The organism is Roseovarius salis (genome assembly GCF_044472985.1).
GTDB lineage: Bacteria > Pseudomonadota > Alphaproteobacteria > Rhodobacterales > Rhodobacteraceae > Roseovarius > Roseovarius salis.
This window is the reverse complement of sequence record NZ_JBISDG010000003.1, coordinates 89,127-114,763: the sequence shown is the minus strand read 5'-3', so window position 1 is coordinate 114,763 and position 25,637 is coordinate 89,127. Positions and strand designations below refer to the sequence as shown.

The window sequence follows — 25,637 nt, the reverse complement described above, 5'->3', positions numbered from 1 at the left end:
AACACGACGCGATTTTCGCACGCTTTGGAGTCTGCACCGGCCCGTCATGCATGCAGGGGCCACGGCCCCTTTCCTTGTCTTTGATTTCGGGCGAGGAATGGGACATGCCGATTGTTGCCTTTCTCCGAGATAACGCGCCGTGGCTCACGGCCGGGGTTTTGCTGACCTTCCTGTCGAGTTTCGGGCAGACTTTCTTCATTTCCATCTTTGCCGGCCAAATCCGCGAGGCTTTCGAATTGAGCCATGGCCAGTGGGGCGGGATCTATACGCTCGGCACGACGCTCTCGGCGCTGGTAATGGTCTGGACCGGGGGGCTTACGGATCACTTCCGGGTTCGCGTCCTAGCACCGGTGATACTGGCAATGTCGGCGGCGGCTTGCCTGTCGATGGCGCTCAACCCCGTCTGGTGGGGGCTCTTTCTGGTCGTCTTCGCGTTGCGGTTCACGGGGCAGGGCATGACGAGCCATATCGCCGTGGTGGCGATGTCGCGGTGGTTTGTCGCCAGCCGGGGCAAGGCCCTTTCGGTCGCAACCCTCGGCTTCGCCGCTGGCGAAGCATTGCTGCCGCTCATCTTCGTGGCCTTGATGGCGCTTTATGACTGGCGGGTGTTGTGGGGTGGCGCGGCAATCATGGCCCTGTGCGGGATACCCCTCCTGCTTCTGCTTCTGAGGCAGGAACGCACGCCGCAGTCGTGGGCACAGTCCGAGCAGTCGCTGGGGATGATGGGGCGCCATTGGACACGCAACCAGACACTCGGCCATTTCCTTTTCTGGTTCATGGTTCCCGCGCTACTGGGTCCTTCTGCCTTCAACACCGCCTTCTTCTTCCATCAGGTGTATTTCGCCGAGATCAAGCAAATGGCGCATGTCGAACTGGTGGCGATGTTCCCGTTCTATACCGCCGTCAGTATCTGCGCGATGGTACTGTCGGGCTGGGCGCTCGATCGGTTCGGGACACCCCGATTGTTGCCTTTCATGCAGATCCCGATGGTGGCGGCCTTTGCGATTTTCGCCACGGCCGATGTTACGTGGGCCATGATGGCGGGGTTCTTCTTTCTGGGGCTCACCACGGGGGCGAACACGACCCTGCCCAATGCCTTCTGGGCAGAATTCTATGGAACGGGCAAGCTTGGTACGATCAAGGCCATGGCCGCCGCCGTGATGGTCTTTGGCTCGGCTGTGGGGCCGGGGATAACCGGCTTGCTCATCGACCTCGGGATTGGGATTGAGTCCCAGTACATGATGGTCGCGGGATATTTCGTTTTCACCACCGTCATGATGGTGATCGGCATAACCCGCGCGCGACCGCTACTATCGCTTTCGCCGTAGATAAACGTAGTAGGCGCCGCCGCCGCCGTGACGGGCATGCGCCTCCGTTATCTGCAGGACAATTTGTGCAAGCGGCGGGGACTGAAGCCACCGCGGCACCGCGTGGCGCAACGCGCCGGGCCGTTCGGGTATGGGGCCGTCATCGGCGCTGCGCTTTCCCTTGCCCGTAATCACCAGAACAAGGCGCCGGCCACGGGCATGCGATTTCATCAGGAACGCGGTCAGGGTCGGATGCGCCTGATCCAGCGTCATGCCGTGCAGGTCGATCCGGCCCTCCGGCATCAGCTTGCCACGTTTCAGCCGGCCATGGGCCTTCTTGTCCATCCGCACAGGTGCCCCGGCAAGCCGTTCCGACAGACCCGGCAGCACGTCATGCGGTTTTGCCGTCTGGTTTGATGTCTCTCCGATCTCGAACTTCCTAACGGGCACATGTTCCCGATCGGTTGGTGTATCCTGCCGTTTTTCGATCGGGAACTCGCGCCGCGGCGTGTCCGGATGCAAACGCTCGGTGGTCCGTGCGACCTTGTGCCAGAGCTCGAGCTCGTCAGGACGAAGCTTGCGGCGGCTCACTGGTAAGGCTCCGTTGCCATGGCAAAGGCCCGCTGAATGGGCAATAGCACCACCATCCGCCCCGGATCGCGCAACCGGCCCGCCGCGCGCCCGGCCATGTCACCGGTTCCGAAAAAGATGTCCGCCCTTTGCGGCCCCTTGATGGCAGACCCGGTGTCCTGCGCGACCATCAGCCGGTTCATCTCGTTTTCGCCATCCTTCTCGATCCATACGGGCGCGCCAAGCGGCACGAACTGCGGATCGACCGCGATCGATCTTTTGGGCGTCACGGACCGGTTCATGGCACCCAGCGGCCCCCGCTCCGCCGGGACGTTATCGACCCGGCGAAAGAAGACGTAGGACGGATTGTGAAACAAAAGCTCTCGGCCCTTGTCGGGGTTGCGCTTGACCCAGCTCTTGATGACCTGGGCGGAAACCTGGTGGGCGGTGTATACGCCACGCCGCACCAGTTCGACACCCACCGAGCGATAGGGATGCCCGTTGGAGCCACCGTATCCCACCCGAATACGCCGCCCGTCTGGCAGGCGGATGCGTCCCGATCCCTGGATCTGCAGAAAGAAGAGTTCGACCGGGTCGTCCACCCAGGCGATCTCAAGGCCCTTTCCGCTCATGAAATCGCCGGTTTCGATTTCACGCCGCGTCAGCCAGGGGTTTGATGTCTTGGCAACCTGCGGCTCGCGATAGACAGGATACCGATAGCGCGGGGACCGTTCGAGAGACCCGTCAAGTTCCGGTTCGAAATAGCCGGTGAACAGGGCGGCACTCCCGTTCTCGATGACGACCGGACGGAAGAACAGCTCGAAGAAAGACTTGGCGTCGGGCTTCTTGGCGGCGAGGGCGCAAAGGGCGCGCCAATCGGGATCGCGGAGGTTGGGACAGGTCACCAGAAAGGTGTCGAGGGCCTCTTCGTGATCGTCGAATTCCCATCCTTCCAGTTCGTCGAAATCAAGGATCTTGTGGGTGACATCCTCGGCCTTGGCGACAGGCGCCAGGACCAGCAGGCAGAGTGCAACCCACAAGAGGGCTTTCATTCGCCCGTCGCGACAAGCCGCCAGTTCGGGTCGTCGGATCCCATGACCCGTTCGAACGTCCACGTATCCTTCTGGCGTTTGGACTGGCCGGGCTTGCCCTCGATGATTTCACCATTGCTGTCGCGGACGACAGATATCAGCTCGCCAACGAATTTCACCGTAATCTCTGCGCGGTTTGTCGCGTTGTCGAACTTTGCATCATCCAGCGTCGTACCCCGCACGCCGACAAACTCCGCCTCGATCGTCAGGCCTTGCGCCTGTCGTTCATCGACGACCTGTGCAAAAGCTTCGTACACATCCTCGGCGAGGAAGGGGGCGACTTCGTCAAGGTTGCCGCGCTCGAAAGCCATGAGAATCCACTCATACGCCTGCCGCGATCCCTGCAGGAATTCCGTCACGTTGAATGCCGGCTCCACCCGCTTCATGTCCGCCAGCGCCGTGGCGGCATCGGAATCCTCGGAGACGTGATCGATGATGTCGTAATCGGGGCCGCCCTCGATCACTTCGAAGCCTTGCCGTTTTTCGCTATTGGCTGGCTCGCTTGGCGCTGCGCTACGCGGCGGTCCCTCGAACCCGTCACGCGTTCCCAGAACGCTCTTGAGGCGCAGGATCAGGAAGATTGCTATGCCTGCCAGCACCAGAAGCTGAAGGAGGGGAGAATTCATAAAGACCTCGTCGCCTGAACCCATGGTAACACATGGTGGTGGTCATTATGTAGGAGAGTGTCGCCGGCAAGTCCACCGTGCGCATCCCGCTTGTACAAGAGGTACTGTTCATGTTGCTTTTTCTGGCTTTCCTGATCGTCCCGCTGATCGAGATCGCCCTATTTATCCAGGTGGGCGGCGCCATCGGGCTGTGGCCGACACTTGGCATCGTCGTGCTTACGGCCGTGCTCGGGGCGTGGCTGGTCCGCGCACAGGGCGCCATGGCGATCGGCCAGTTACGCACATCATTTGCCCGGCTCGATGATCCGGCCGAACCGCTGGCGCATGCTGCCATGATCCTGATTGCCGGTGCGCTGCTGCTCACGCCGGGTTTTTTCACCGACGCCATCGGTTTCGCCCTGCTCATGCCGCCCGTGCGCCGCGCCGCTTTCGGATATCTGCGGCAGCGTGTTCATGTCCAGCGGTTCGAGATGGGTCCAGGGCATCCGCCAAACGACCACCGGCATCGGCATCGGCCCGATATCATAGAAGGTGAATACAAGGATCTCGATCCGCCGCACGACTCCGACCGTCCGGCCTCCGGCTGGACGCGGAGGCATTGAGGCCCGCGCACCTTCCTGCTAAGCCCGCGGCGAAATCGGTTTGCTTCGGAGACAGCCATGGCTGAACAGGAAAACGGCGGCGGTGCGCAGGAGACGCCAAAGGTCAAGATGGACATACTCACGCAGTTCGTCCGCGACTTGTCCTTCGAGAACGTGCTGGCACAACAGGGCACTGGCGGTGAGGTGACACCGGACGTTCAGGTTGGTGTCAACCTGGAACCGCGCAAGCGGCAAAAGGAGCACCAGTACGAGGTCGCCGTCAAGCTGACCGTCAGCTCCAAGAACAAGGGGACGGATCAGCAGCTTTTCCTTCTCGAACTGGAATATGCCGGCGTTTTCCATGTCGAGGGTGTACCCGACGACCAGCTGCATCCCTTCCTGATGATCGAATGCCCGCGGATGATCTTTCCGTTCATCCGCCGCATCGTGAACGATGTCACGCGCGACGGCGGGTTCCCGCCACTGAACCTCGAGAACATCGACTGGGTGCAACTCTACCGAAACGAGATCGCCCGCCGTCAGTCGGCGTCCGGGGAACCTGCCACGCCAGATGCCTGATCCGGGTTCAGCCGTTTCCAGAGAGCGTTGTCGCCCAGCCGGGTGACAAAGTCGCTGTGCCTCTCGGCCTCTTCGCGCGACAGTCTGCTTGGTAATGGCTCCGGCCGGGGCGGGGGACGCCACGACAGTTCGTCATCAACGGCTGCGCCGCCGTCCGAGACAGGCCCGGTGGTCAGACCGAAATCTGGTTGCCGCCCGCCGATCAGCTCAAGATAGACTTCGGCAAGGATTTCCGAGTCGAGCAACGCGCCGTGAAGGGTCCTTGCCGAATTATCGATCGCGAAGCGACGACAAAGTGCATCTAGCGACGCGGGTGATCCGGGAAACTTCCGCCGCGCGATGTCCAGGGTATCCACGGCGCGATCATAGGGAATGGCCGGGCGGCCCAGCCAGCCCAGCTCGGCGTTTATGAACTTCATGTCGAAAGCGGCATTGTGGATCACCAGCCGGGCATCACCGACGAATTCCAGGAACGCATCGGCGACATACTCGAACGCGGGATGGGTGCGCAGGAATTCTTCTGCGAGTCCATGCACATCGAACGCCTCCTGCGGCATGTCACGTTTCGGGTTGATATACTGGTGATAGGTGCGCCCGGTGGGCATGTGATTATGGAGCTCCACCGCACCGATCTCGACGATCCTGTGGCCTTGCTCGGGCTCCAGCCCGGTGGTTTCGGTGTCGAGGACGATCTCACGCATTTTCCAGCCTTTTCCGAATATCCGCGACGATGGCCTGCACCTGTTCGCGGGCATGCTCCATCGTATCCGTCTCGATGACATAGTCAGCCCGTGCCTGCTTTTCCGCATCCGACATTTGCTTTTGGCGGATGGCGTCGAAGTCTGCTTCGTTCATCGTGCCTCGTGCTAGAACGCGCTCTTTCTGTGTTTCATGTGAAACGGTCACGCAGGCGACCGCGTCCATCAACATATCACCGCCGGTTTCGAACAGTAGGGGGATGTCGAACACGGCTATGTCGGCTGACGTCGAGCGCAGGAATTGTTCCCGATCGCGGGCCACCAGCGGATGCACGATTTTTTCGATCCGGGCAAGCGCGCTAGGATCTTGCGCCATGATATCGCGCAATCGCGATCGACACACCGCGCCGCCATGAACTGCCTGCGGATAGACCTCGGCAATCGGGGCGACGGCCGCACCGTCGCGGGCATAAAGGCGATGAACGGCCTCATCGGCATCCCAGATGGCGCATCCTTCCTCGGCAAACAAGCGTGCCGTCGTGGATTTGCCCATACCGATGGATCCGGTGAGCCCTAGACGGAACGTCATCTCAGAACGGCGGCCCGCGTTGCGCTATCCACTTCCGGCCGAATACCGAACCAACGTTCGAAAGCCGGAACGGCCTGATGCAAAAGCATGCCAAGGCCATCCACGATCGTGCAGCCCATCTCTTCGGCTTCGGCCAGGAAGTCCGTCTTGAGCGGGGCATATACCAGATCATTCACCACGCAGCCCGGCTGCAACCCGTCGAGCGGTATCCGCAGGGGCGGTTTGCCAACCATGCCAAGCGAGGTGGTATTCACCGCTGTCACCGCATCGTCGAACATGTTCCCGGCCTGGACCCAATCGACGACCTGCAGCCGCTTGCCGAAATCCGCGCGCAAGGCATCCGCCCGCACGCGGGTTCGGTTAGAGATCCTGATTTCCGGTACTCCGGCATCAAGCAATGCCGCAACGACCGCTCGCGCCGCTCCGCCGGCGCCGAGAACCGCGGCCGGGCCGGCTGAAGGATTCCAGTCCGGCGCGTTCTGCCGCAGATTGTTGATGAAACCATACCCATCCGTGTTGTCGGCGTGAATCTTGCCATCCGCCCGGAAAATCAGCGTGTTGGCAGCACCTATGACGGTTGCCCTGTCCGTCACGAGATCGGCGATTTCCAGGATCTTTTCCTTGTGGGGGACGGTGATGTTCACCCCGACGAACCCCATCCTGGGAAGATCGGTGATAACCTGCCGCAGGTCATCGGCGCTGACATCCATCGGGATATAATAGCCCGGCAGCCCGTTGACCTTCAGCCAATGGGCGTGAAGCTGTGGCGATTTGGAATGTGCTACCGGCGAGCCGATTACCGCCGCAAGGGGAATCCTTTCGTCGCTCATGTATCAATCACCCCACGCAGGCCAAGATAGCCAAGAAGCTCCAACAGCGGGAGACCAAGCACGCAGAAGTAGTCGCCCTGTACCTGAGAAAACAGTCTCACGCCTTCTTCTTCAAGTTTGTATCCTCCGACACAAGCAGAGATCGCCGGCCAGTTGCGCTTCAGATACGCCTCGAGAAAAGTGTCGGAAAACTGCCGCATCGTGAGACGCACCACGCCGACATGGCGCCACACCGGTGCACCGTCTTCGTAGATCACGGCAGCGGATAGCAGTTGGTGCGTGCCGCCGCGCAGGCGTGTCAGCTGTTCCCGGGCTGCATCCTTGTTGTCCGGTTTGGCCATGATCGTCCCGTCAAAGGCAAGGACCTGGTCACACCCCAGCACGAGGGATGCTTGCAGGCGTGAGGCCGTTTTGCGTGCTTTCATTTCTGCCAGTGCATCGGCAATGTCTCTGGGATACGCGCCTTCCGCCGTCATCGCCTCCCGCAAGCTGTCCTCGTCCACGCGGGCCGGTTGGATGTCGAAATCGACCCCTGCATTTCGTAATAGCTTTTGGCGCGTTACGGACGCGGAGGCGAGCACGAGTTTCTTGGCCATTGTGGATACTTTCGGGGGTTTCTTCAGGAACTGTTAGGTACCGAACCCGTATAACACCTGTCATGCAGCGGGACGACCGACGTCACGGGGAGAACAGCCGGGTTTTGTGGGTTTTCTACCCTGTTGACGAGGATATCTTCTCGGCTGCGGCCAATCGGCCCATGCGGGAACTATCCACATGTTCATCACCCGACTCACGATGTCGTTGATAGTCCCAACATACTGAATAAATTATATTTTTTCTTTATCTGCATGATATCCAGCAGATATCAACAGCTCCGTGCACCATTTTTCAACTTGTTGATTGGTCTGTGGATGCCTGGATAATCCCCAACACTGGGCAGTCCTACAATCACATCATCCTTTCTTCTTTTCTTTTTATTTTATAGGACACCGGCGGAGCATGGAGTGGACATGACCGATTTCCTCTGGGCGCTTTATCCGTGGATCAAGGCCTTTCACATCATGGCGGTCATCTCGTGGATGGCTGGTATATTCTACTTGCCCAGGCTTTTCGTCTATCACGTCGAACAGGCTGACGGGCAGGACACTGTTTTCGAGATGATGGAAGAGAAGCTGTATCGCATCATCATGCAACCGGCGATGATCGTTGCGTGGGCGTTGGGGCTGTGTCTTGCCCTGACCCCGGGCATAATCGACTGGGGGTCGCTCTGGCCGTGGCTCAAGACCGGTGGCATCCTCGCAATGACGTGGTTCCATTTCTGGCTCGACCAGCGTCGCAAGGATTTCGCGTCAGGCGAGAACACGCTGTCGGGCCGTCATTACCGCATGATGAACGAGGTGCCGACGATACTTATGGTCGTGATCGTTCTCTCCGTGGTCGTGAAATTCTGACGGACATTGACTCCCGGCCTGTCTGCGTTTAGCTAACGCGCCAGCACCCGTCCGGGTGTGGTACCTTCCTCAAAGAACTCTGGGATCCGCGCCGCGCCGTTGCCGGATCGAAGGTGATGAATCATGTCAAACGACCGTCTCAATCTTTCCGATCTCAAGGCGCATACTGCCAAGGATCTCCTCGCCATGGCAGAGGAGCTCGAGATCGAGAACGCTTCGACCATGCGCAAGGGCGAAATGATGTTCCAGATCCTGCGCGAGCGCGCGGACGAAGGCTGGACGGTTTTCGGCGATGGCGTGCTGGAAGTTTTGCAGGATGGTTTCGGTTTCCTTCGTTCGCCTGAGGCAAATTACCTGCCCGGTCCAGACGACATCTATGTTTCCCCCGAAACGATACGGCACTTCTCGTTGCGCACGGGCGATACGGTGGAGGGCGAGATCCGCGCGCCGGACGACAACGAGCGGTACTTCGCACTGACGAACGTAACGCAGATCAATTTCGAAGAGCCGGAGCGCGCGCGCCACAAGATCGCGTTCGACAACCTGACACCGCTTTACCCGGATGAACGGCTGCGGATGGAAATCGAGGATCCGACCATCAAGGACAAGTCGGCGCGAGTCATCGATCTGGTAGCTCCGATCGGCAAGGGGCAGCGATCGCTGATCGTTGCGCCGCCACGGACGGGCAAGACCGTCATATTGCAGAACATTGCAGCAAGTATCGAGCGCAACCACCCCGAATGCTACCTTATCGTTCTTTTGATCGATGAGCGGCCGGAAGAGGTCACCGACATGCAGAGATCGGTCAAGGGAGAGGTGATAAGCTCTACCTTCGACGAACCTGCAGCGCGGCACGTGGCCGTGGCCGAAATGGTGATAGAAAAGGCAAAGCGCCTGGTGGAACACAAGCGCGATGTGGTTATCCTGCTCGACTCGATCACGCGTCTCGGCCGGGCCTACAACACGGTCGTTCCATCATCGGGCAAGGTTCTGACGGGTGGCGTTGACGCCAACGCCCTGCAAAGGCCAAAGCGCTTTTTCGGCGCTGCGCGGAACATCGAGGAAGGGGGGTCGCTGACCATCATCTCGACCGCGTTGATCGAAACCGGCAGCCGGATGGACGAGGTGATCTTCGAAGAGTTCAAGGGCACCGGCAACTCAGAGTTGGTTCTTGATCGCAAGATCGCGGATAAACGCGTGTTCCCGGCCATCGACATCCTGAAATCGGGCACGCGGAAAGAGGACCTGCTTATCGACAAGGCGGATCTCCAGAAAACGTTCGTGTTGCGGCGTATCCTGAATCCGATGGGAACGACCGACGCGATCGAGTTCCTCCTCAGCAAGTTGAAGCAGACCAAGACCAACGCGGAATTCTTCGACTCGATGAACACATGATGGTGCCGGCAATCCCGGGGCGAAGGCATGGACACGATCTTTGCGCTTTCAACAGCGCCGGGTAAGGCTGGCGTTGCGGTCATCCGGGTTTCCGGCCCGCAGTCTCACGCCGCAGTGGAACGCCTTTGTGGTGATGTTCCACCAGAGCGGTTGGCATCTTTGCGTGTGTTGAAGGACGAACAGGGGCACCGTCTGGACGAGGCGCTGGTGCTGGTATTCGCTGAGGGCGAAAGTTTTACCGGTGAGAAAAGCGCGGAGTTTCAGGTGCATGGCAGCCCTGCGGGCACGGCGGCCGTACTCGACGCATTAGCCGTACAGCCCGGACTGCGACCGTCCGTGGCGGGTGAATTCACGCGCAGAGCCATGGAAAATGGTCGGTTGGATCTGGCCCGGGTAGAGGGGCTGGCCGACCTCATCGATGCGGAGACGGAGGCACAGCGACGGCAGGCGATGCGCGTTTTCTCCGGCGATCTCGGAAAGAAGACCGAGCGGTGGCGCACGAAGTTGATCCGTGCCGCCGCGTTGCTGGAAGCGACCATCGACTTTGCTGATGAAGATGTGCCTGTGGACGTATCGCCGGAAGTGAGCGAGCTCGTCGGTTCGGTAACGTCGGACCTGATAGATGAAATCAAGGGTGTGCGGATCTCCGAGCGTATACGCGCCGGGTTCGAGGTCGCGATCGTCGGGGCGCCGAATGCTGGTAAATCCACGCTGCTCAACGCGCTGGCGGGACGGGAAGCGGCAATAACGTCAGAACATGCGGGGACGACGCGCGATGTGATCGAGGTCAGAATGGATCTTGGCGGTTTGCCGGTGACCCTTCTTGACACGGCAGGATTGAGGGAAACCGCGGACGCGGTGGAAACAATCGGCATCGACCGCGCCCGTAGCCGGGCGCATCAGGCTGACCTTCGCGTGTTTCTGGTAGCGCCCGGTGGTACACCCGAGATGGAACCGGAAGCCGATGATATCGTTGTTGTTTCAAAGGCCGACCTGCACGGATCGAGAGAGAACGGTGTGTCCGGAAAAACCGGGTACGGGATTACCGAGCTGGTCGAGAAGATCTCCGATACGCTGTCATCGAGGGCGGCGGCGTCAGGTGTCGCAACGCGGCTGCGGCACAAGGAGGCGATGCAGCGCGGTCTGGTTGCCCTGGAAGAGGCGCAGCGATTGGTGCCAATGGGCGAGGATGTAGCGGACGTGGCGGCGGAAGAGCTGCGGACAGCTATCCGGGCGCTTGATTCTCTGGTAGGACGCATAGATGTGGAAAGCGTGCTGGACGAGATTTTCGCGAGTTTCTGCCTCGGCAAGTGAGGAGTGTTTCACGTGAAACAATTCGATGTCATCGTAATCGGAGGCGGTCATGCCGGCGCGGACGCGGCCCACGCCGCAGCGCGAGTCGGTGCGCGAACCGCGCTGGTGACCCTGTCGATGGACGGTATCGGGGTAATGTCGTGCAATCCGGCAATCGGTGGCCTTGGTAAAGGGCATCTCGTGCGCGAAATCGACGCTCTGGACGGTCTCATGGGTCGCGTGGCCGACCGGGCGGGCATCCAGTTCCGCCTGTTGAACCGGCGCAAAGGACCGGCGGTACAGGGACCGCGGGCCCAGGCGGATCGGAAAATCTATCGTGAGACCATGCAGGCAGAGGTTGCCAGACAGGACCGGTTGGAGGTGATAGAGGGCGAGGCAGCCGATTTCACGATGCGTGGCGGCCACGTGACCGGTGTGGTGCTCGCCGATGGGACAGAACTGACAGCGCGCGCCGTTGTCCTGACGACGGGTACATTCCTGCGCGGAGTGATCCATATCGGCGACGTCTCGCGACCCGGTGGCCGTATGGGCGACAAGCCATCGGTAAAACTTGCCGAACGCGTTGATTCCTTTGGCCTGACGATGGGGCGACTGAAAACCGGAACGCCGCCGCGGCTGGATGGCAGAACCATCAATTGGGATGTGCTGGAAAGCCAGCCCGGAGACAGCGAGCCCACGATGTTCTCTTTTCTGTCCACCGCACCGGCGGCGCGGCAGGTGTCGTGCGGGATAACGCATACGAACTCTGCAACTCATGACATAATCCGGGAAAATCTAGAACGTTCCGCGATGTATGGCGGGCGCATAGACGGTGTCGGCCCAAGATACTGCCCCTCGATCGAGGACAAGGTTGTCAGGTTCGCCGATAAACAGTCACACCAGATTTTTCTGGAGCCGGAAAGCTTGTCGGATTCGGTGATTTATCCCAACGGGATTTCAACCTCGCTGCCGGAAGGCGTGCAAACAGAGTATGTGCGGTCTGTCGCAGGGTTGGAACAGGCTGAGATTCTTCAACCCGGTTATGCCATCGAGTATGACTATGTCGATCCTCGCAACCTCGATGCGACATTGGCGGTTCGCTCGGTTCCAGGACTTTACCTTGCCGGGCAGATCAATGGCACCACGGGATACGAGGAAGCGGCGGCACAAGGGTTGGTGGCCGGGCTTAACGCTGCGCTGGCGGCTGCAGAGCGGGAGCCGATTATCTTTAACAGGTCAGACAGCTATATAGGCGTCATGATAGACGACCTCATCACGCGGGGCGTGAGCGAGCCCTATCGCATGTTCACGTCGCGCGCGGAGTTCCGGCTGTCCTTGCGCGCCGATAACGCCGACCAGCGGCTGACGCCAGTTGGTATCAGGATTGGCTGTGTCGGAGCGGAACGCCGGAACGCCTTCGCGGACAAGATGGACCGCCTTGATCATGCGCGAGAGCGGCTGGAGTCCATGAGCTTTACACCGCGCGAGCTGGCCAACGCGGGGTTGAAGGTCAATCAGGATGGTGCGCGGCGATCAGGGTTTCAATTGCTGTCCTTCCCGGAGGTTGATTTCACGACGCTCGAAAAATTGGCACCGGACGTTTCCGATATCGACCGAGATACGCGCAGGCAGATCGAGAAGGATGCGCTCTACGCGAACTACATCGAACGTCAAAAGCGTGATGTTGAAATGATGCGGCGGGACGAGGCGCAGGCGATACCGCCTGACTTTGACTTCCAGCACATAGATGGGTTGTCGAATGAGCTGAAGGCGAAACTTTCGGCGACACGCCCTGCCAACCTCGCTCAGGCGGGCCGTGTGGATGGCATGACACCGGCGGCGCTGACCTTGATCCTCGCACGCTTGCGGCAGAAGGCGAGAGAGAAATCCGCATGAAGGCAGAGGGGCGGCTGGATGTTTCACGTGAAACAATCGAGCGCCTGGAAACCTATGCCACCCTGTTGCGCAAATGGAGCCCGCGGATAAACCTCGTCGCGAAATCGACGCTGGATGACCTCTGGACGCGGCATATCATCGATTCCGCGCAAGTTTTTGCCTTGGCACCACGGCCCGTCCGGCATTGGGCGGATCTCGGTTCGGGCGGCGGTTTCCCAGGGATCGTCGTGGCAATCCTCGCCGCCGAGGCCGGCCACCAAACAAAGGTGACGCTGGTAGAAAACGACCAGCGAAAATGCGCTTTCCTTCGTACCGTTCTACGGGAAACGGCCGTCGCGGCGGATGTGGTGCGTGGACGCATCGAGGAAATTCCACCCTTGCAGGCCGATGTCGTTTCCGCACGGGCACTTGCCGATCTGACGACATTACTGGGATACGCCCATCGCCACATGCCTTCGGACGGACTCGCCCTTTTTCACAAAGGGGTCACGTGGAAAAAAGAACTGGAAGACGCGCAAACGTCGTGGAAGTTCCAATACCGGGTTGCTAGAAGTGAAACTGGGGAAGGCCCCGTGATTTTGAGCATCTCAGGAGTATCCCGTGTCTGATCCAACCCGGCAGAGCGCACCCAAGATAATTGCCATTGCAAATCAGAAGGGCGGCGTGGGCAAGACGACAACGACGATCAACCTTGGCGCCGCCCTCGCGGAATCGGGGTGTCGTGTGCTGATCGTCGATCTCGATCCGCAGGGCAACGCCTCGACGGGCCTCGGGGTAGAACCGGAGGACAGACAATACACGACCTATGACTTGCTGCTGGACGACATCGACCTTGGTGAGGTGATCCGTCCAACCGGCGAATCGAACCTTTCGATCATTCCGGCAAATGTCGATCTAAGTTCCGCCGACATCGAACTGATATCAAACGAGAAGCGTAGTTTCCTGCTGCACGACGCCCTGCGGCAGCCGGGTATCGACCATTTCCAGTTCGATTACATCCTCATCGACTGCCCGCCCTCGTTGAACATGTTGACGGTGAATGCCATGGTCGCAGCGCATTCCGTGCTGGTGCCGTTGCAATCGGAATTCTTCGCGCTCGAAGGCTTGTCCCAACTCATGCTGACGGTTCGGGAAGTCCGGCAATCGGCCAATCCCGACCTGCGGATCGAGGGGATCGTGCTGACCATGTATGACATGCGCAACAATCTCTCTGCCCAGGTCGAGGCGGATGCGCGCGACAATCTCGGTGATCTGGTGTTCAAGACGCTCATACCCCGGAACGTCCGGGTCAGCGAGGCGCCCTCCTATGCGGTTCCGGTCCTGCGGTATGACAGTGGTTCCAAGGGCGCGCTGGCATACCGTAAGCTTGCCGAGGAAATGATCCGCAATAATACCCGCGTCGCGGCATAAAAACTGGGAGAACCGGCATGGCCGACAAGAAAACGAAACAACGCGGTCTTGGCCGCGGGTTGTCCGCATTGATGGCCGACGTGAACGAAGGCCACAGCGAGACCGCTGATCAACCGGTTCTGCCGGATCAGGTCGTCCCGATCGAAAGGATCGCGCCCAACCCGGATCAGCCGCGCCGGGCCTTCGACGAAGCGTCACTGGAGGATCTCGCCGCCTCGATCAGCGAAAAGGGTATCATCCAACCCCTTATCGTGCGGCCGAAACCATCCAGGGAGGGGCATTTCGAAATCGTTGCCGGTGAACGCCGCTGGCGGGCCGCGCAGATGGCCAAGCTCCACGAAGTGCCCGTGCTGGTCCGTGATTTCAACGATACCGAAGTCCTCGAAGTCGCGATCATAGAGAATGTCCAGCGCGCCGACCTCAACCCGGTGGAAGAGGCGACCGGTTATACCCAGTTGATGGAGAAGTTCGGCCATACGCAGGAAAGGCTTGCAAGGGCTCTTGGCAAGAGCCGCAGCCACATCGCCAACTCGGTTCGCCTTCTGTCCTTGCCCGAGGAAGTCCAGGTCTATCTGCGCGATGCACGGCTTTCGGCAGGGCATGCCCGGGCCCTGATAACGGCGGAGGACCCGGTGGCGCTGGCGCGTGATATCGTCAAGAAGCGGTTGTCGGTACGAGAGGCGGAGAAACTCGCCAAACGTGGCACCGACCAGGCACGCCAGAGCACCGCAAGAGCGAAAAGCAGTGCCAAGCCCGCCAAGGACGCCGATACCAAGGCGTTGGAAGGTGATCTTTCGGCCAATCTGGGTATGCAGGTGACGGTCGATCACAGCCCCGGCGCCGAGAACGGCCGCGTGACGATCGCGTACGATACACTCGAACAGCTGGACGAGTTGTGCCGGCTTCTAAGCGTTACCCACTCGGACGGCTCCAGATGAAAACCAGGACGGCCATCAGCACACCCGCCTGAACGAGAACAATCTGGGGACGCACTCCGGTTAACACCGAGATTACCAAGACTAGAACGATCGAAATCGATGAAATCCTTTTGACTCGTGGACTGATTGCGCCACGCTCGCGCCACTCCGTGATGGGCGGGCCAAACTGCGGGTGTGAAAGGATCCAATCGTGCAACCGCTCGGACGAGCGCGCAAAACAGAATGCCGCCAGCAGCATGAATGGCACGGTCGGCACCAGCGGCAGAATGATCCCCAAGAACCCAAGGCCAACGAATGTCAGGCCGAGCAAGAGCCAGACCAACCTCATCCCTTAAGATGACAGCAATTCACGGATCACCGCGTTGAGTACGGGCCGCCCGGACTCTGTCGCCCGGACACGATGATCATCCACCGTAATCACGCCGATTTCCTGCAAGTGGTGGATCTTCTCCGGGTCAAGCGTTGCGCCGGTGATACTCTGGAAGCGATCAGCATCAATCCCCTCGGATATCCGAAGTCCCATCATCAGGTACTCGTCCCCCTGCACCGCAGGCGGGATCGGTTCGGCCGCCCCCGCGCCGCGGCCTGCTTCGACCGCGGCAAGCCATTGATCCGGCTGATCAGGTGCTACCGTCGCATGACGTTGCCCTTGCAGCGTGATCCGCCCATGCGCGCCGGGACCGATCCCCACATAATCGCCGTACCGCCAGTAAATCAAGTTGTGCCGGGATTCGGCACCCGGAACGGCATGGTTGGAAACTTCGTAGGCCTCCAAACCGGCGGCGCGACAGGTTTCCTGTGTGATCTCGTACATATCACCGGCCTTGTCCTCGCCGGGCAGACCCTTCAGCCCACCGCGCGCGTGCCGCTCACCAAAGGCCGTGCCCGGTTCGATCGTGAGTTGGTAGAGTGACAGGTGATCCACCGCCATTTTCAGGGCCTCGGCCAGCTCCTTCCGCCATTCGTCAACGGATTGGCCCTGCCGCGCATAGATCAGGTCGAAACTGACACGATCGAAATATTTTCTTGCAATATCAAAGGCTTCGTAAGCCTCTTGCACCGAATGCAACCGCCCCAGCCTCCGCAGGTCGTGGTCGTTAAGAGCCTGCACACCCATCGACACACGCGATACACCGGCCGCCGCATAACCCGCAAACCTGCCGGCCTCGACCGACCCGGGGTTCGCCTCCAACGTGACCTCAAGGTCATTCGCCGCGGGCCACGCCGTGCGGATGGCATCGAGAATGTCAGAAACAAGCTCGGGTGACATCAGGCTTGGGGTGCCGCCCCCGAAAAACACGGAATTGAGAATCCGGCCTGGCAGCAGCTCGGCGTAGCGGGCTATCTCTGCTAGATAGGCACTTTTCCAGCGGCATTGGTCGATTTCCCGGGCGACATGACTGTTGAAGTCGCAATAGGGGCATTTGGCCTCGCAGAACGGCCAGTGCAGATAGAGACCAAAGCCGCCGTTTTGCCAGTCCTCAGCCAAAGCACCCGTTCACCAGTTTCGCGAACGCATCCGCCCGGTGGCTGATCCGGTTCTTCTGCCACCTGTCCATTTCGCCGAAGGTGATGTCGTACCCGTTGGGCTGGAAAATCGGGTCATAACCGTGCCCGTTGTCACCCCGCATGGGCCAAACGATGCGTCCTTCGACGGTTCCGGGAAATACCTCGTCATGGCCATCCGGCCACGCCAGAACCAGCGTGCAGCAAAAGCGGGCTGTCCAGGGTTCTGGCGCACCGCATGCCAACAGCTTGTCATGTGCTTTCGTCATGGCCATCACGAAATCGCGGCCAGTCTCTGTTTCGGCCCAATCTGCCGTGTAGACGCCGGGTTGACCGTCAAGCGCATCGATCACGATCCCGCTGTCATCCGACAAGGCGGGCAGGCCGGTGGCGCGGGCAGCCGCATGAGCCTTTATCCGTGCGTTTCCCGCGAACGTCGCCTCGGTTTCCTCCGGTTTCTCGAGGCCCTTTTCGGCGGCACCAACGACGGACACGCCGAACGGTGCCAGCAGATTGGCGATCTCTTCCAGCTTGCCCTTGTTGTGCGTAGCCACCAACAGAGTGTCGCCGTCGAACCTACGCATCGACGGCAGCCTTTTGCGCCGAGACGAGCGTGTTGACGCCCTGCTCGGCCAGATCCATCAGCTGATCCATCTGCGAGCGGGAAAACGTGGCGCCCTCCGCGCTCATCTGTACCTCGATCAAGCGACCCGATCCCGTCATGATGAAGTTGCCATCGACACCGGCCTCGCTGTCCTCCGGGTAATCGAGGTCAAGCACCGGCTGCCCGGCATATATGCCGCAGCTCACGGCCGCCACCGGATCGGTCATCGGGTCGTTCGTGACCTCGCCCAGCTTCATCAGTTTCTGCACCGCCAGCCGCAATGCCACCCAACCGCCGGTTATCGCCGCACAGCGCGTTCCGCCATCGGCCTGTATCACGTCGCAGTCGACGGTGATCTGCCGTTCGCCCAGTGCCACACGGTCGACGCCGGCCCTGAGAGCCCGGCCGACCAGCCGCTGGATCTCAACCGTGCGGCCGCCTTGCTTGCCGGCCGATGCCTCGCGCCGCATCCGGCTGGTGGTGGAGCGCGGCAGCATGCCGTATTCCGCCGTCACCCAGCCAAGCCCCGACCCCTTGACAAAGGGCGGCACCCGGTCCTCGATCGTCGCGGTGCATAGCACCTTGGTATCGCCCACGCAGATCATGCAGGATCCTTCCGCGTGTTTGGTTGCGCCGGTCTCGATTGAAACCGCGCGCATCTCACTTAAGTCTCTACCCGAAGGCCGCATGGCAATACCCCTTTTGTCAGCGCGCCCGGAATACATGGCCGTGATAAGCAAGTGCAACCCCGATTGACCTTTGCGATCTGCCGTCTTTAATGACGCATCACGCAACCCAGGATGACCAGGAAATGAAGGACTCCGGCAAGGTACTGTCAGACATGAACGACCGCACCCGCGAGGTGTTCAGGCGCGTCGTGGAGTCCTACCTTGCAACGGGCGACCCGGTCGGCTCGCGTACTCTCAGCCGCGACATGAGCGAAAAGGTCAGTGCGGCCACGGTGCGCAACGTCATGCAGGATCTCGAATATCTGGGCCTTCTGGACAGCCCCCACATTTCGGCCGGCCGCATTCCCACGCAGGAGGGGCTGCGCATGTTTGTCGACGGGTTGCTGGAGATCGGCGACCTTGAGTCCAGCGACCGCGAGATGATCGACGCCACCCTCGGCAGCAACTCCGACGATGTCGGAACCGCCCTGGACCGGATCGGGTCGGCGCTGTCGGGTGTCACGCACGGCGCATCGCTGGTGCTGGCGCCCAAGCACGAGGCCCCGATAAAGCACATAGAGTTTGTAAGCCTCGGCCATGACCGGGCGCTCGTGGTGCTGGTGTTTGCCGACGGTCATGTCGAGAACCGGATCTTCACCCCGCCCCCCGGCCAGACGCCAAGTTCCATGCGTGAGGCCGCGAATTTTCTGAATGCCCTGATCGAGGGCAAGACACTGTCCGACGTGCAGACGGTCATCGCGCGGGAAATCGAAACGCGGCGGCAGGAGATCGATCAACTGGCCCGGCAACTCGTCGAGAGCGGGCTCGCTGTGTGGGATGGCGAATCCGACAGTTACGAGCGGCTCATCGTGCGCGGACGGGCAAACCTGTTGGAAACGGAAACCGAAGAGGAAGAGCTTGACCGTATCCGCAGCCTTTTCGACGATCTCGAGCGCAAGCGCGACATCGCCGAGTTCCTCGAACTGGCGGATGCCGGGGAAGGCGTGCGGATTTTTATTGGCTCAGAGAACAAACTTTTCTCACTTTCGGGTTCCTCTCTGGTCGTGTCTCCTTATATGAACGCTGACCGGAAAATCATTGGCGCCGTGGGGGTGATCGGCCCCAAGCGCCTGAATTATGGCCGCATCGTGCCGATCGTCGACTATACGGCGCAAATCGTCGGCAAGCTGATCGCGGACAGACGCTAGAGGTGAAAGAATGGCAGAGCGCGACGAAGATCGATTCCTGGACGACATCGCCGAGGCCGAGACCGAAGAACAGGCACCGATGACCGAGGATGTGCCGGAACAGGACGCCGAGGCCGAGCAACTGCGTGCCGAGCGCGACGCGCTTCAGGACAAGTTCATGCGCGCCCTTGCCGAGGCCGAGAACGCGCGCAAGCGTGCACAAAAGGACCGCATGGAGGCAGAGCACTATGGCGGCTCCAAGCTGGCCCGTGACATGCTTCCCGTGTACGACAACCTGCAACGTGCACTCGGGGCGGTGACCGATGAACAGAAAGAGGTTGCAGGCCCTCTCATCGAGGGCGTCGAGCTGACCATGCGCGAACTACTCAAGGTGTTCGAGAAACACGGCATCAAGATCATCGATCCCCAGGTTGGCGACAGGTTCGACCCGCAGCAACACGAGGCGATGTTCGAGGCGCCGCTGCCCGGCACGAACGCCGGCGACATCATACAGGTTTCGGCACAAGGGTTCATGCTTCACGACCGGATGCTGCGCCCGGCCCAGGTCGGCGTTTCGTCATACCAGGGATAGGTTTCGTCGCTATTGCCTCTCTGGCCGCGGCGGCCCTCGGACAAGCCCGATCATGGTGCCGTCACGGCAAGCGGGAAAGATACGCGTCAAGAACGGTCAGGGGGTCCCTTGGCGCGGGTTCGGGCGTTTCCGCGCCGGACGCGGCGTGCGACGCCGGCGCTGGCCGCCGGGTGAGGTAATCGCTCAGCGCCTTCATGAACCGTATCGTGTCGGATTGCGACCATTGGAACGGATCGAACTGTTTCAGCGACACGTGCGGGACCAGCCTCAGGCCGCGCAGCGTCTGGCCCTCGGTGACAGCGGCGGTCATAGACCAATCGGGGAACCAGCGGTCATTCAGCTTTCTGACCGTGAGGATCCTGATATCCGTATGTCTGCTGTCATTGTTGATGCGTTCGAATATCTGCCGGACATTCGCTTTTTCGCCCTCGATCCATTGCAGGAACGTCCAGTTGTCGTAGATCAGCGCACCGGTGACCTTTGCGGTGGCATTGTTACGCCGCGATTCCTGCAGAATCTCTTCCACCCGCTGGAAGGAAAACCCCACGGGGCGGGAACAGTAACATAGCGCGACGATCTCGGTCATTGGCTCCACCCGGCGAAGATGTCCATGTATTCCCGCGAATGGTCTAAGGGGTCACGGCCCCTGGTTGCCCCGACGATGACTTGGCAAGCCAAGGAAGTATGCTTGCGGATGCCCCGGAAACCTCTTTTCCTACCGGCAATCCCGCCAGGAAACCGTGGACGGGAACGATCATCCCTCGCGCAGTTGTTGTCAACCCGTCCGGCTGGTCATGGCCTTGAGTTCATAGACCAGTTCCAATGCCTCGCGCGGCGTCAGATCGTCGGGCATGATCTCGGACAAACGGTTTTCGACAGCTGATGCGTCGCGTGTCTGCTCTGCCGCCGGGGTCGGGGCGGCCGCGAAGAGCGGCAGATCGTCGATCACCGCTTCGCGCTTGCCCCCGCCTTCCCGCTCGCCCTTTTCAAGCGCGTCCAGGACCACGCGGGCTCGCTCCACGACCGAGCGCGGCAACCCGGCGAGTTTGGCGACCTGAACGCCGTAGCTGCGGTCGGCCGCCCCCTGGCGAACTTCGTGCAGGAACACGACCTCGCCCTCATGTTCCTTGACGGCCACGGTGGCGTTATCAACACGTTCCAGCCGGTCACTGAGGTGGGTCAGCTCGTGATAGTGCGTTGCGAACAGGGCCCGGCAGCGATTGATGCCGTGCAGATGTTCCAGCGTGGCCCATGCGATCGAAAGACCGTCATACGTCGCCGTTCCGCGGCCGATCTCGTCGAGTATGACCAGTGCATGATCGTCGGCCTGGTTCAGGATCGCGGCGGTTTCGACCATCTCGACCATGAAGGTCGACCGTCCGCGCGCAAGATCGTCCGATGCGCCGACCCGGCTGAACAAATGGCTGACCATGCCCACATGGGCCGCCTTGGCCGGCACGTAGCTGCCCATCTGTGCCAGTACGGCGATCAGGGCGTTTTGCCGCAGAAAGGTCGACTTGCCCGCCATGTTGGGCCCGGTGAGCAGCCAGATATCGCTCTTATCGCCGAGCTCGCAATCGTTCGCGATGAAGGGGTCGCCGCCTTGCGAGTGCAGTGCGCGTTCCACCACAGGGTGACGGCCGCCCTTGATCGTAAGGGCGCGGCTTTCGTCAACCTGCGGGCGGCACCAGTCCTCGGCGCGGGCGAGATCGGCGAGCGCGGTTGTCAGGTCAAGCTCGGACAAGGCGCCGGCCAACTGCGACAGCTCTGCCGAGCGCTCCAGAACGGCCGCTTTCAGGTTTTCATGGAGGCGTTTCTCGATCTCCAGTGCCCGGCCCCCCGCGTTGAGAATGCGGGTTTCCATCTCGCTGAGGGGAACGGTGGTGAACCTCAGCTGGTTGGCCGTGGTTTGACGATGCTTGAAGGTTTCGTTCAACGGCGGCGACAGCATCTTGTCCGCATGCGTCGCCGTCACCTCCACGAAGTAACCCAGAACGTTGTTATGCTTGATCTTGAGGCTCTGGATACCGGTCAGCTCGACATACTCGGCCTGCATGCCGGCGATGACGTTCCGGCCCTCGTCGCGGAGCCGCCGTACCTCGTCGAGTTCCTCGTCGAAGCCTTCGGCGATGAAGCCCCCGTCCCGGACCATTAGCGGCGGTTCCGAAACCAGCGCGTCGTCGAGATGATCGAGCAGCCCGTCATGGTCGCTCAGCCGCGCCATTGCCTCTGTCAGAAGTGGCGGCAGATCCTGGTCAGCGGCGGTTTCGGAGATGGCGGCGGCCTGTGCCAGCGCGTTGCGGATTGCCGCCAGGTCGCGCGGACCACCCCGGTCTACGGCCAGGCGTGACAGGGCGCGTTCAAGGTCCGGCACCCGGCGAAGGGCATCGCGAAGATCCTCGGCAACGCGGGCATTTTCAACCGCGAACGCCACCGCGTCCTGCCGTGCCTGTATCACGTCCAGCACCCGAGACGGCGAAGAAATGCGCCGCTCCAGCAGCCGCCCGCCGCCCGCCGTCACGGTCCTGTCCATGGCCGCGAGCAGCGATCCCGACCGTCCACCCGACAGGGCATGGGTCAGTTCGAGGTTTCGGCGGGTCGCGGCGTCGATCTGCATCACGCGGGCCTGCGCCTCGCGCACCGGTGCGCGCAGCAGTGGCAGTTTGCCCTTTTGCGTGATCTCCAGATACTCGACGATCGCTCCCATCGCCGCCAGTTCCGCGCGGCCGAAACGGCCAAAGGCGTCCAGCGTCTCGACCCCGAACAGCTTGCACAGGCGGTCCGTCCCGCCCGCGCTGTCAAAGGCTGACCGTGCCAGCGGGGTTATGGAAACCCCCGTGTCAGAGACGATTTCGGAAAGTTCAAGTTCCTCGTGATCCGTCACGATAAGCTCGCTGGGCGCCAGCCTTGCCAGCTCGGGCGCCAGACGCACCTCGGGCAGCAGCATGACATGGAAGCTGCCGGTCGAGATATCGACCCATGCCAGCGCCCCCTCGCCCCGCACGCGCGCAAAGCTGGCGAGGTAGTTGTGCCGGCGGGCGTCAAGGAGCGTCTCCTCGGTCAGGGTGCCCGGCGTCACCAGCCGAACGACCTCTCGCCTGACGACGGCCTTGGCCCCGCGTTTCCGTGCATCGGCGGGATCTTCTGTCTGTTCGCAAACGGCCACGCGGAACCCCTTGCGAATGAGCGTGAGCAGATAGCCCTCGGCGGAATGCACCGGCACCCCGCACATCGGTATGTCCTCGCCCAGATGCTTTCCACGCTTGGTCAGGGCGATATCCAGCGCCTCGGCCGCCGCGACGGCATCGTCAAAGAACAACTCGTAGAAATCGCCCATGCGGTAGAACAACAAGGCCGACGGGTAGTGCGCCTTGATGTCGAGGTACTGCGCCATCATCGGCGTCACGGCACTAGTCTGAGCTGTCACGAACGCCCCCCGGGATTGGTCGGCAAAGCTTACAAACCCATCAAACCGCGCGAAACCGGAATCTGTACGCGGTTGAGCCCCGGCGAAACCCCCGGTATGGATCGATGCAGTTTTCCAGAATAACGGCGCGCCAAATGTCCAATACTCGATACTCCCGCGAAGAGGCGCTTGCCTTTCATCTCGAACCGACCCCCGGAAAGTTCGAGGTGACCGCGACGGTCCCGATGACGACACAGCGCGACCTGAGCCTTGCGTATTCACCCGGTGTCGCTGTCCCCTGCGAGGCCATCGCGGAGAACCCTGAAACCGCCTATGACTATACAAACAAGGGCAACCTCGTTGCCGTGATCTCCAACGGAACGGCGGTATTGGGCCTGGGCAATCTGGGTGCGCTCGGCTCCAAGCCGGTGATGGAGGGCAAGGCGGTGCTGTTCAAGCGTTTCGCCGATGTCAATTCCATCGACATAGAGCTGGATACCGAGGACCCCGAGGCATTCATCAGCGCGGTCAAGCTGATGGGCCCGACATTCGGTGGTATCAACCTGGAGGATATCAAGGCGCCGGAATGCTTCATCATCGAGCAGTCGCTCAAGGAGCAGATGGACATTCCCGTATTCCATGACGACCAACACGGCACGGCGGTGATCTGTGCGGCGGGCCTGATCAACGCGCTGCACCTGTCGGGCAAGCGGATCGAGGATTGCCGGATCGTGCTCAACGGCGCGGGCGCTGCCGGCATTGCCTGTATCGAACTGCTCAAGGCCATGGGCGCCCGGCCCGAGAATTGCATCGCCTGCGACACGAAGGGCGTTATTTACCAAGGCCGCACCGAGGGCATGAACCAGTGGAAGTCCGCCCACGCGATCAGGACGGATCTGCGCACGCTGCAAGAGGCGATGCAGGGGGCGGACGTTTTCCTTGGCGTCTCGGTCAAGGGTGCGGTCACGCAGGCGATGGTCGAGTCAATGGCGCCCGACCCGGTGATCTTTGCCATGGCCAATCCCGACCCCGAGATCACGCCCGAGGACGCCCACGCGGTGCGCCCGGATGCCATCGTGGCAACGGGGCGGTCGGACTATCCCAACCAGGTCAACAACGTCTTGGGATTTCCGTATCTTTTCCGGGGCGCGCTGGATGTCCACGCGCGGGCCATCAATGACGAAATGAAGATCGCCTGCGCCGAGGCGCTGGCCCGGCTGGCGCGCGAGGACGTCCCGGACGAGGTCGCCATGGCGTATGGCCGCAAGCTGAGCTTCGGCCGCGATTACATCATTCCCACGCCATTCGATCCGCGGCTTATTCACAAGATCCCGCCGGCGGTGGCGCGCGCCTGCATGGATACTGGCGCCGCGCGTCGGCCCATCGTGGACATGGAAGCCTATGAACTGGCCCTCAAGTCGCGGCTGGACCCGACGGCCTCCATCATGCGGTCGATCAACGCCCGCGCCCGGGCGGCACAGGCCCGGATGATCTTTGCCGAGGGCGACGACCCCCGTGTTCTGCGCGCGGCGGTGCAGTATCAGCGGTCCGGCTTCGGACAGGCGTTGGTGGTCGGCCGTGACGAGGACGTCAAGCAAAAGCTCGAGGCGGCCGGCCTCGGGGACGCGGTGGCCGAGATCGAGGTCACCAACGCCGCAAAGACCGGTTTCCTGGAGGAATACAAGGAATTGCTCTATTCCCGCCTGCAGCGGCGGGGTTTCGACCAGCAGGACGTTCACCGGCTGGCCGCGCGTGACCGCCACGTTTTTTCCGCCCTGATGCTGGCCCATGGCCACGGCGACGGTCTGGTGACGGGTGCAACACGGAAATCCGCGCATGTGCTGGATCGGATAAACCACGTTTTCGATGCCGGGGCCGAACAGGGCGCAGTCGGGGTGACGGCGCTATTGCACAAGGGACGGATCGTCATGATCTCGGACACCCTCGTGCATGAATGGCCCGATGAGGAGGACCTTGCCACGATCGCGGAACGCGCCGCGGGGGTTGCGCGAGGGCTGGGAATCGAACCGCGCGTTGCCTTCGTTTCGTTTTCGACGTTCGGGTATCCACGATCCGAGAGAGCGGAAAAAATGCATCGCGCGCCGGTGGTGCTCGAACGTCGCGGTGTCGATTTCGAGTTCGAGGGCGAGATGACGGTGGACGTTGCGCTCAGCCCGGCGGCGCAGGCGCATTATCCTTTCCAGCGACTGACCGGACCCGCCAACATCCTTGTCGTTCCGGCGCGGCACTCCGCCTCGATCTCGACCAAGCTGATGCAGGAAATGGCTGGCGCGACCGTCATCGGCCCGATCCTGTCGGGAATAGACAAGTCGATCCAGATCTGCTCGACTAACTCGACGGCCAGCGACGTTCTGAACATGGCAGTGCTGGCGGCGTGCAAGGTCGGCTGACCCCGTAGC

Annotated in this window: 26 protein-coding genes; 13 read left to right on the top strand and 13 right to left on the bottom strand. The window is 61.1% G+C overall.

Annotated features, from left to right (window positions below; genetic code table 11):
- Positions 1 to 104 precede the first annotated feature (104 nt).
- On the top strand, positions 105 to 1,328 hold the full coding sequence (locus ACH13J_RS01990) for an MFS transporter (RefSeq protein ID WP_397541632.1): 1,224 nt from the start codon (positions 105 to 107) through the stop codon (positions 1,326 to 1,328).
- Here ACH13J_RS01990 and ACH13J_RS01985 read toward each other — a convergent pair.
- Genes ACH13J_RS01985 through ACH13J_RS01975 form a run of 3 tightly spaced genes read right to left on the bottom strand, consistent with a single transcriptional unit; the run spans position 1,311 to position 3,594 of the window.
- Positions 1,311 to 1,898 (bottom strand): Smr/MutS family protein, encoded by a 588-nt coding sequence (locus tag ACH13J_RS01985; RefSeq protein ID WP_397541631.1) that lies wholly within the window; start codon positions 1,896 to 1,898, stop codon positions 1,311 to 1,313. The two genes, ACH13J_RS01990 and ACH13J_RS01985, sit on opposite strands and share 18 nt — an antisense overlap.
- Entirely contained in the window at positions 1,895 to 2,929 is a 1,035-nt protein-coding gene (locus ACH13J_RS01980) for an MltA domain-containing protein (RefSeq protein WP_397541630.1), read from the bottom strand. Before ACH13J_RS01980 ends, ACH13J_RS01985 begins: the two co-directional genes overlap by 4 nt.
- On the bottom strand, positions 2,926 to 3,594 hold the full coding sequence (locus tag ACH13J_RS01975; protein WP_397541629.1) for a Tim44/TimA family putative adaptor protein: 669 nt from the start codon (positions 3,592 to 3,594) through the stop codon (positions 2,926 to 2,928). The genes ACH13J_RS01980 and ACH13J_RS01975 overlap by 4 nt, the downstream gene beginning before the upstream one ends.
- Before the next feature lie 110 nt (positions 3,595 to 3,704).
- Here ACH13J_RS01975 and ACH13J_RS01970 point away from each other — a divergent pair, with 110 nt between their 5' ends.
- Both ACH13J_RS01970 and secB read left to right on the top strand, forming a co-directional pair.
- A complete protein-coding gene (locus tag ACH13J_RS01970) occupies positions 3,705 to 4,196 on the top strand; it encodes an FxsA family protein (protein WP_397541656.1) in 492 nt (163 codons plus the stop codon).
- A gap of 57 nt (positions 4,197 to 4,253) precedes the next feature.
- A complete protein-coding gene (gene secB / locus ACH13J_RS01965) occupies positions 4,254 to 4,754 on the top strand; it encodes a protein-export chaperone SecB (protein ID WP_397541628.1) in 501 nt (166 codons plus the stop codon).
- On the opposite strand, the gene dnaQ is transcribed toward secB, so the two are convergent.
- The 4 genes from dnaQ to ACH13J_RS01945 are packed head-to-tail and all read right to left on the bottom strand — an operon-like array spanning position 4,715 to position 7,467.
- Complete coding sequence (dnaQ, locus tag ACH13J_RS01960; RefSeq protein ID WP_397541627.1) at positions 4,715 to 5,455, bottom strand: DNA polymerase III subunit epsilon; 741 nt, start codon at positions 5,453 to 5,455, stop codon at positions 4,715 to 4,717. The genes secB and dnaQ overlap by 40 nt on opposite strands.
- Complete coding sequence (coaE, locus tag ACH13J_RS01955) at positions 5,448 to 6,041, bottom strand: dephospho-CoA kinase (RefSeq protein ID WP_397541626.1); 594 nt, start codon at positions 6,039 to 6,041, stop codon at positions 5,448 to 5,450. The genes dnaQ and coaE overlap by 8 nt, the downstream gene beginning before the upstream one ends.
- A complete protein-coding gene (locus ACH13J_RS01950; protein ID WP_397541625.1) occupies positions 6,038 to 6,871 on the bottom strand; it encodes a shikimate dehydrogenase in 834 nt (277 codons plus the stop codon). The genes coaE and ACH13J_RS01950 overlap by 4 nt, the downstream gene beginning before the upstream one ends.
- Positions 6,868 to 7,467 (bottom strand): Maf family nucleotide pyrophosphatase, encoded by a 600-nt coding sequence (locus ACH13J_RS01945; protein ID WP_397541624.1) that lies wholly within the window; start codon positions 7,465 to 7,467, stop codon positions 6,868 to 6,870. The genes ACH13J_RS01950 and ACH13J_RS01945 overlap by 4 nt, the downstream gene beginning before the upstream one ends.
- Positions 7,468 to 7,881: 414 nt before the next feature.
- Between ACH13J_RS01945 and hemJ the strand changes: the two genes are divergently transcribed.
- The 7 genes from hemJ to ACH13J_RS01910 all read left to right on the top strand — a co-directional run bounded on the left by hemJ (position 7,882) and on the right by ACH13J_RS01910 (position 15,254).
- Positions 7,882 to 8,322 carry a protoporphyrinogen oxidase HemJ gene (gene hemJ / locus ACH13J_RS01940; RefSeq protein WP_397541623.1) on the top strand — a complete coding sequence of 147 codons (441 nt, stop codon included), beginning with the start codon at positions 7,882 to 7,884 and terminating at the stop codon, positions 8,320 to 8,322.
- 123 nt (positions 8,323 to 8,445) lie between these two features.
- Complete coding sequence (gene rho, locus ACH13J_RS01935; RefSeq protein ID WP_397541622.1) at positions 8,446 to 9,717, top strand: transcription termination factor Rho; 1,272 nt, start codon at positions 8,446 to 8,448, stop codon at positions 9,715 to 9,717.
- Between the two features lie 27 nt (positions 9,718 to 9,744).
- Positions 9,745 to 11,031 carry a tRNA uridine-5-carboxymethylaminomethyl(34) synthesis GTPase MnmE gene (gene mnmE, locus ACH13J_RS01930; protein WP_397541621.1) on the top strand — a complete coding sequence of 429 codons (1,287 nt, stop codon included), beginning with the start codon at positions 9,745 to 9,747 and terminating at the stop codon, positions 11,029 to 11,031.
- Positions 11,032 to 11,034: 3 nt separating this feature from the next.
- Positions 11,035 to 12,906 (top strand): tRNA uridine-5-carboxymethylaminomethyl(34) synthesis enzyme MnmG, encoded by a 1,872-nt coding sequence (gene mnmG / locus ACH13J_RS01925; RefSeq protein WP_397541620.1) that lies wholly within the window; start codon positions 11,035 to 11,037, stop codon positions 12,904 to 12,906.
- Complete coding sequence (gene rsmG / locus ACH13J_RS01920; protein WP_397541619.1) at positions 12,903 to 13,514, top strand: 16S rRNA (guanine(527)-N(7))-methyltransferase RsmG; 612 nt, start codon at positions 12,903 to 12,905, stop codon at positions 13,512 to 13,514. The genes mnmG and rsmG overlap by 4 nt, the downstream gene beginning before the upstream one ends.
- Complete coding sequence (locus ACH13J_RS01915) at positions 13,507 to 14,316, top strand: AAA family ATPase (RefSeq protein ID WP_397541618.1); 810 nt, start codon at positions 13,507 to 13,509, stop codon at positions 14,314 to 14,316. Before rsmG ends, ACH13J_RS01915 begins: the two co-directional genes overlap by 8 nt.
- 17 nt (positions 14,317 to 14,333) lie before the next feature.
- A complete protein-coding gene (locus tag ACH13J_RS01910; RefSeq protein WP_397541617.1) occupies positions 14,334 to 15,254 on the top strand; it encodes a ParB/RepB/Spo0J family partition protein in 921 nt (306 codons plus the stop codon).
- On the opposite strand, the gene ACH13J_RS01905 is transcribed toward ACH13J_RS01910, so the two are convergent.
- The 4 genes from ACH13J_RS01905 to rph are packed head-to-tail and all read right to left on the bottom strand — an operon-like array spanning position 15,229 to position 18,053.
- Positions 15,229 to 15,582 (bottom strand): DUF454 family protein, encoded by a 354-nt coding sequence (locus ACH13J_RS01905; protein ID WP_397541616.1) that lies wholly within the window; start codon positions 15,580 to 15,582, stop codon positions 15,229 to 15,231. The two genes, ACH13J_RS01910 and ACH13J_RS01905, sit on opposite strands and share 26 nt — an antisense overlap.
- 3 nt (positions 15,583 to 15,585) lie before the next feature.
- Entirely contained in the window at positions 15,586 to 16,743 is a 1,158-nt protein-coding gene (hemW, locus tag ACH13J_RS01900; protein ID WP_397541615.1) for a radical SAM family heme chaperone HemW, read from the bottom strand.
- Positions 16,736 to 17,344, bottom strand: a complete 609-nt coding sequence (gene rdgB / locus ACH13J_RS01895) for an RdgB/HAM1 family non-canonical purine NTP pyrophosphatase (protein WP_397541614.1) — start codon at positions 17,342 to 17,344, stop codon at positions 16,736 to 16,738. Before rdgB ends, hemW begins: the two co-directional genes overlap by 8 nt.
- Positions 17,337 to 18,053 carry a ribonuclease PH gene (gene rph, locus ACH13J_RS01890; RefSeq protein WP_397541613.1) on the bottom strand — a complete coding sequence of 239 codons (717 nt, stop codon included), beginning with the start codon at positions 18,051 to 18,053 and terminating at the stop codon, positions 17,337 to 17,339. The genes rdgB and rph overlap by 8 nt, the downstream gene beginning before the upstream one ends.
- Before the next feature lie 122 nt (positions 18,054 to 18,175).
- Between rph and hrcA the strand changes: the two genes are divergently transcribed.
- Both hrcA and ACH13J_RS01880 read left to right on the top strand, forming a co-directional pair.
- A complete protein-coding gene (hrcA, locus tag ACH13J_RS01885) occupies positions 18,176 to 19,240 on the top strand; it encodes a heat-inducible transcriptional repressor HrcA (RefSeq protein WP_397541612.1) in 1,065 nt (354 codons plus the stop codon).
- A gap of 10 nt (positions 19,241 to 19,250) precedes the next feature.
- Positions 19,251 to 19,811 carry a nucleotide exchange factor GrpE gene (locus tag ACH13J_RS01880; RefSeq protein ID WP_397541611.1) on the top strand — a complete coding sequence of 187 codons (561 nt, stop codon included), beginning with the start codon at positions 19,251 to 19,253 and terminating at the stop codon, positions 19,809 to 19,811.
- Between the two features lie 61 nt (positions 19,812 to 19,872).
- Here ACH13J_RS01880 and ACH13J_RS01875 read toward each other — a convergent pair whose 3' ends face one another.
- Together ACH13J_RS01875 and mutS are read right to left on the bottom strand one after the other, a co-directional pair.
- Positions 19,873 to 20,397, bottom strand: a complete 525-nt coding sequence (locus tag ACH13J_RS01875; protein ID WP_397541610.1) for a BLUF domain-containing protein — start codon at positions 20,395 to 20,397, stop codon at positions 19,873 to 19,875.
- 189 nt (positions 20,398 to 20,586) lie between these two features.
- On the bottom strand, positions 20,587 to 23,208 hold the full coding sequence (gene mutS / locus ACH13J_RS01870; RefSeq protein ID WP_397541655.1) for a DNA mismatch repair protein MutS: 2,622 nt from the start codon (positions 23,206 to 23,208) through the stop codon (positions 20,587 to 20,589).
- 164 nt (positions 23,209 to 23,372) lie between these two features.
- Here mutS and ACH13J_RS01865 point away from each other — a divergent pair, with 164 nt between their 5' ends.
- Positions 23,373 to 25,628, top strand: coding sequence for a phosphate acyltransferase (locus ACH13J_RS01865; RefSeq protein ID WP_397541609.1), 2,256 nt, complete (start codon positions 23,373 to 23,375; stop codon positions 25,626 to 25,628).
- Positions 25,629 to 25,637: the final 9 nt, after the last annotated feature.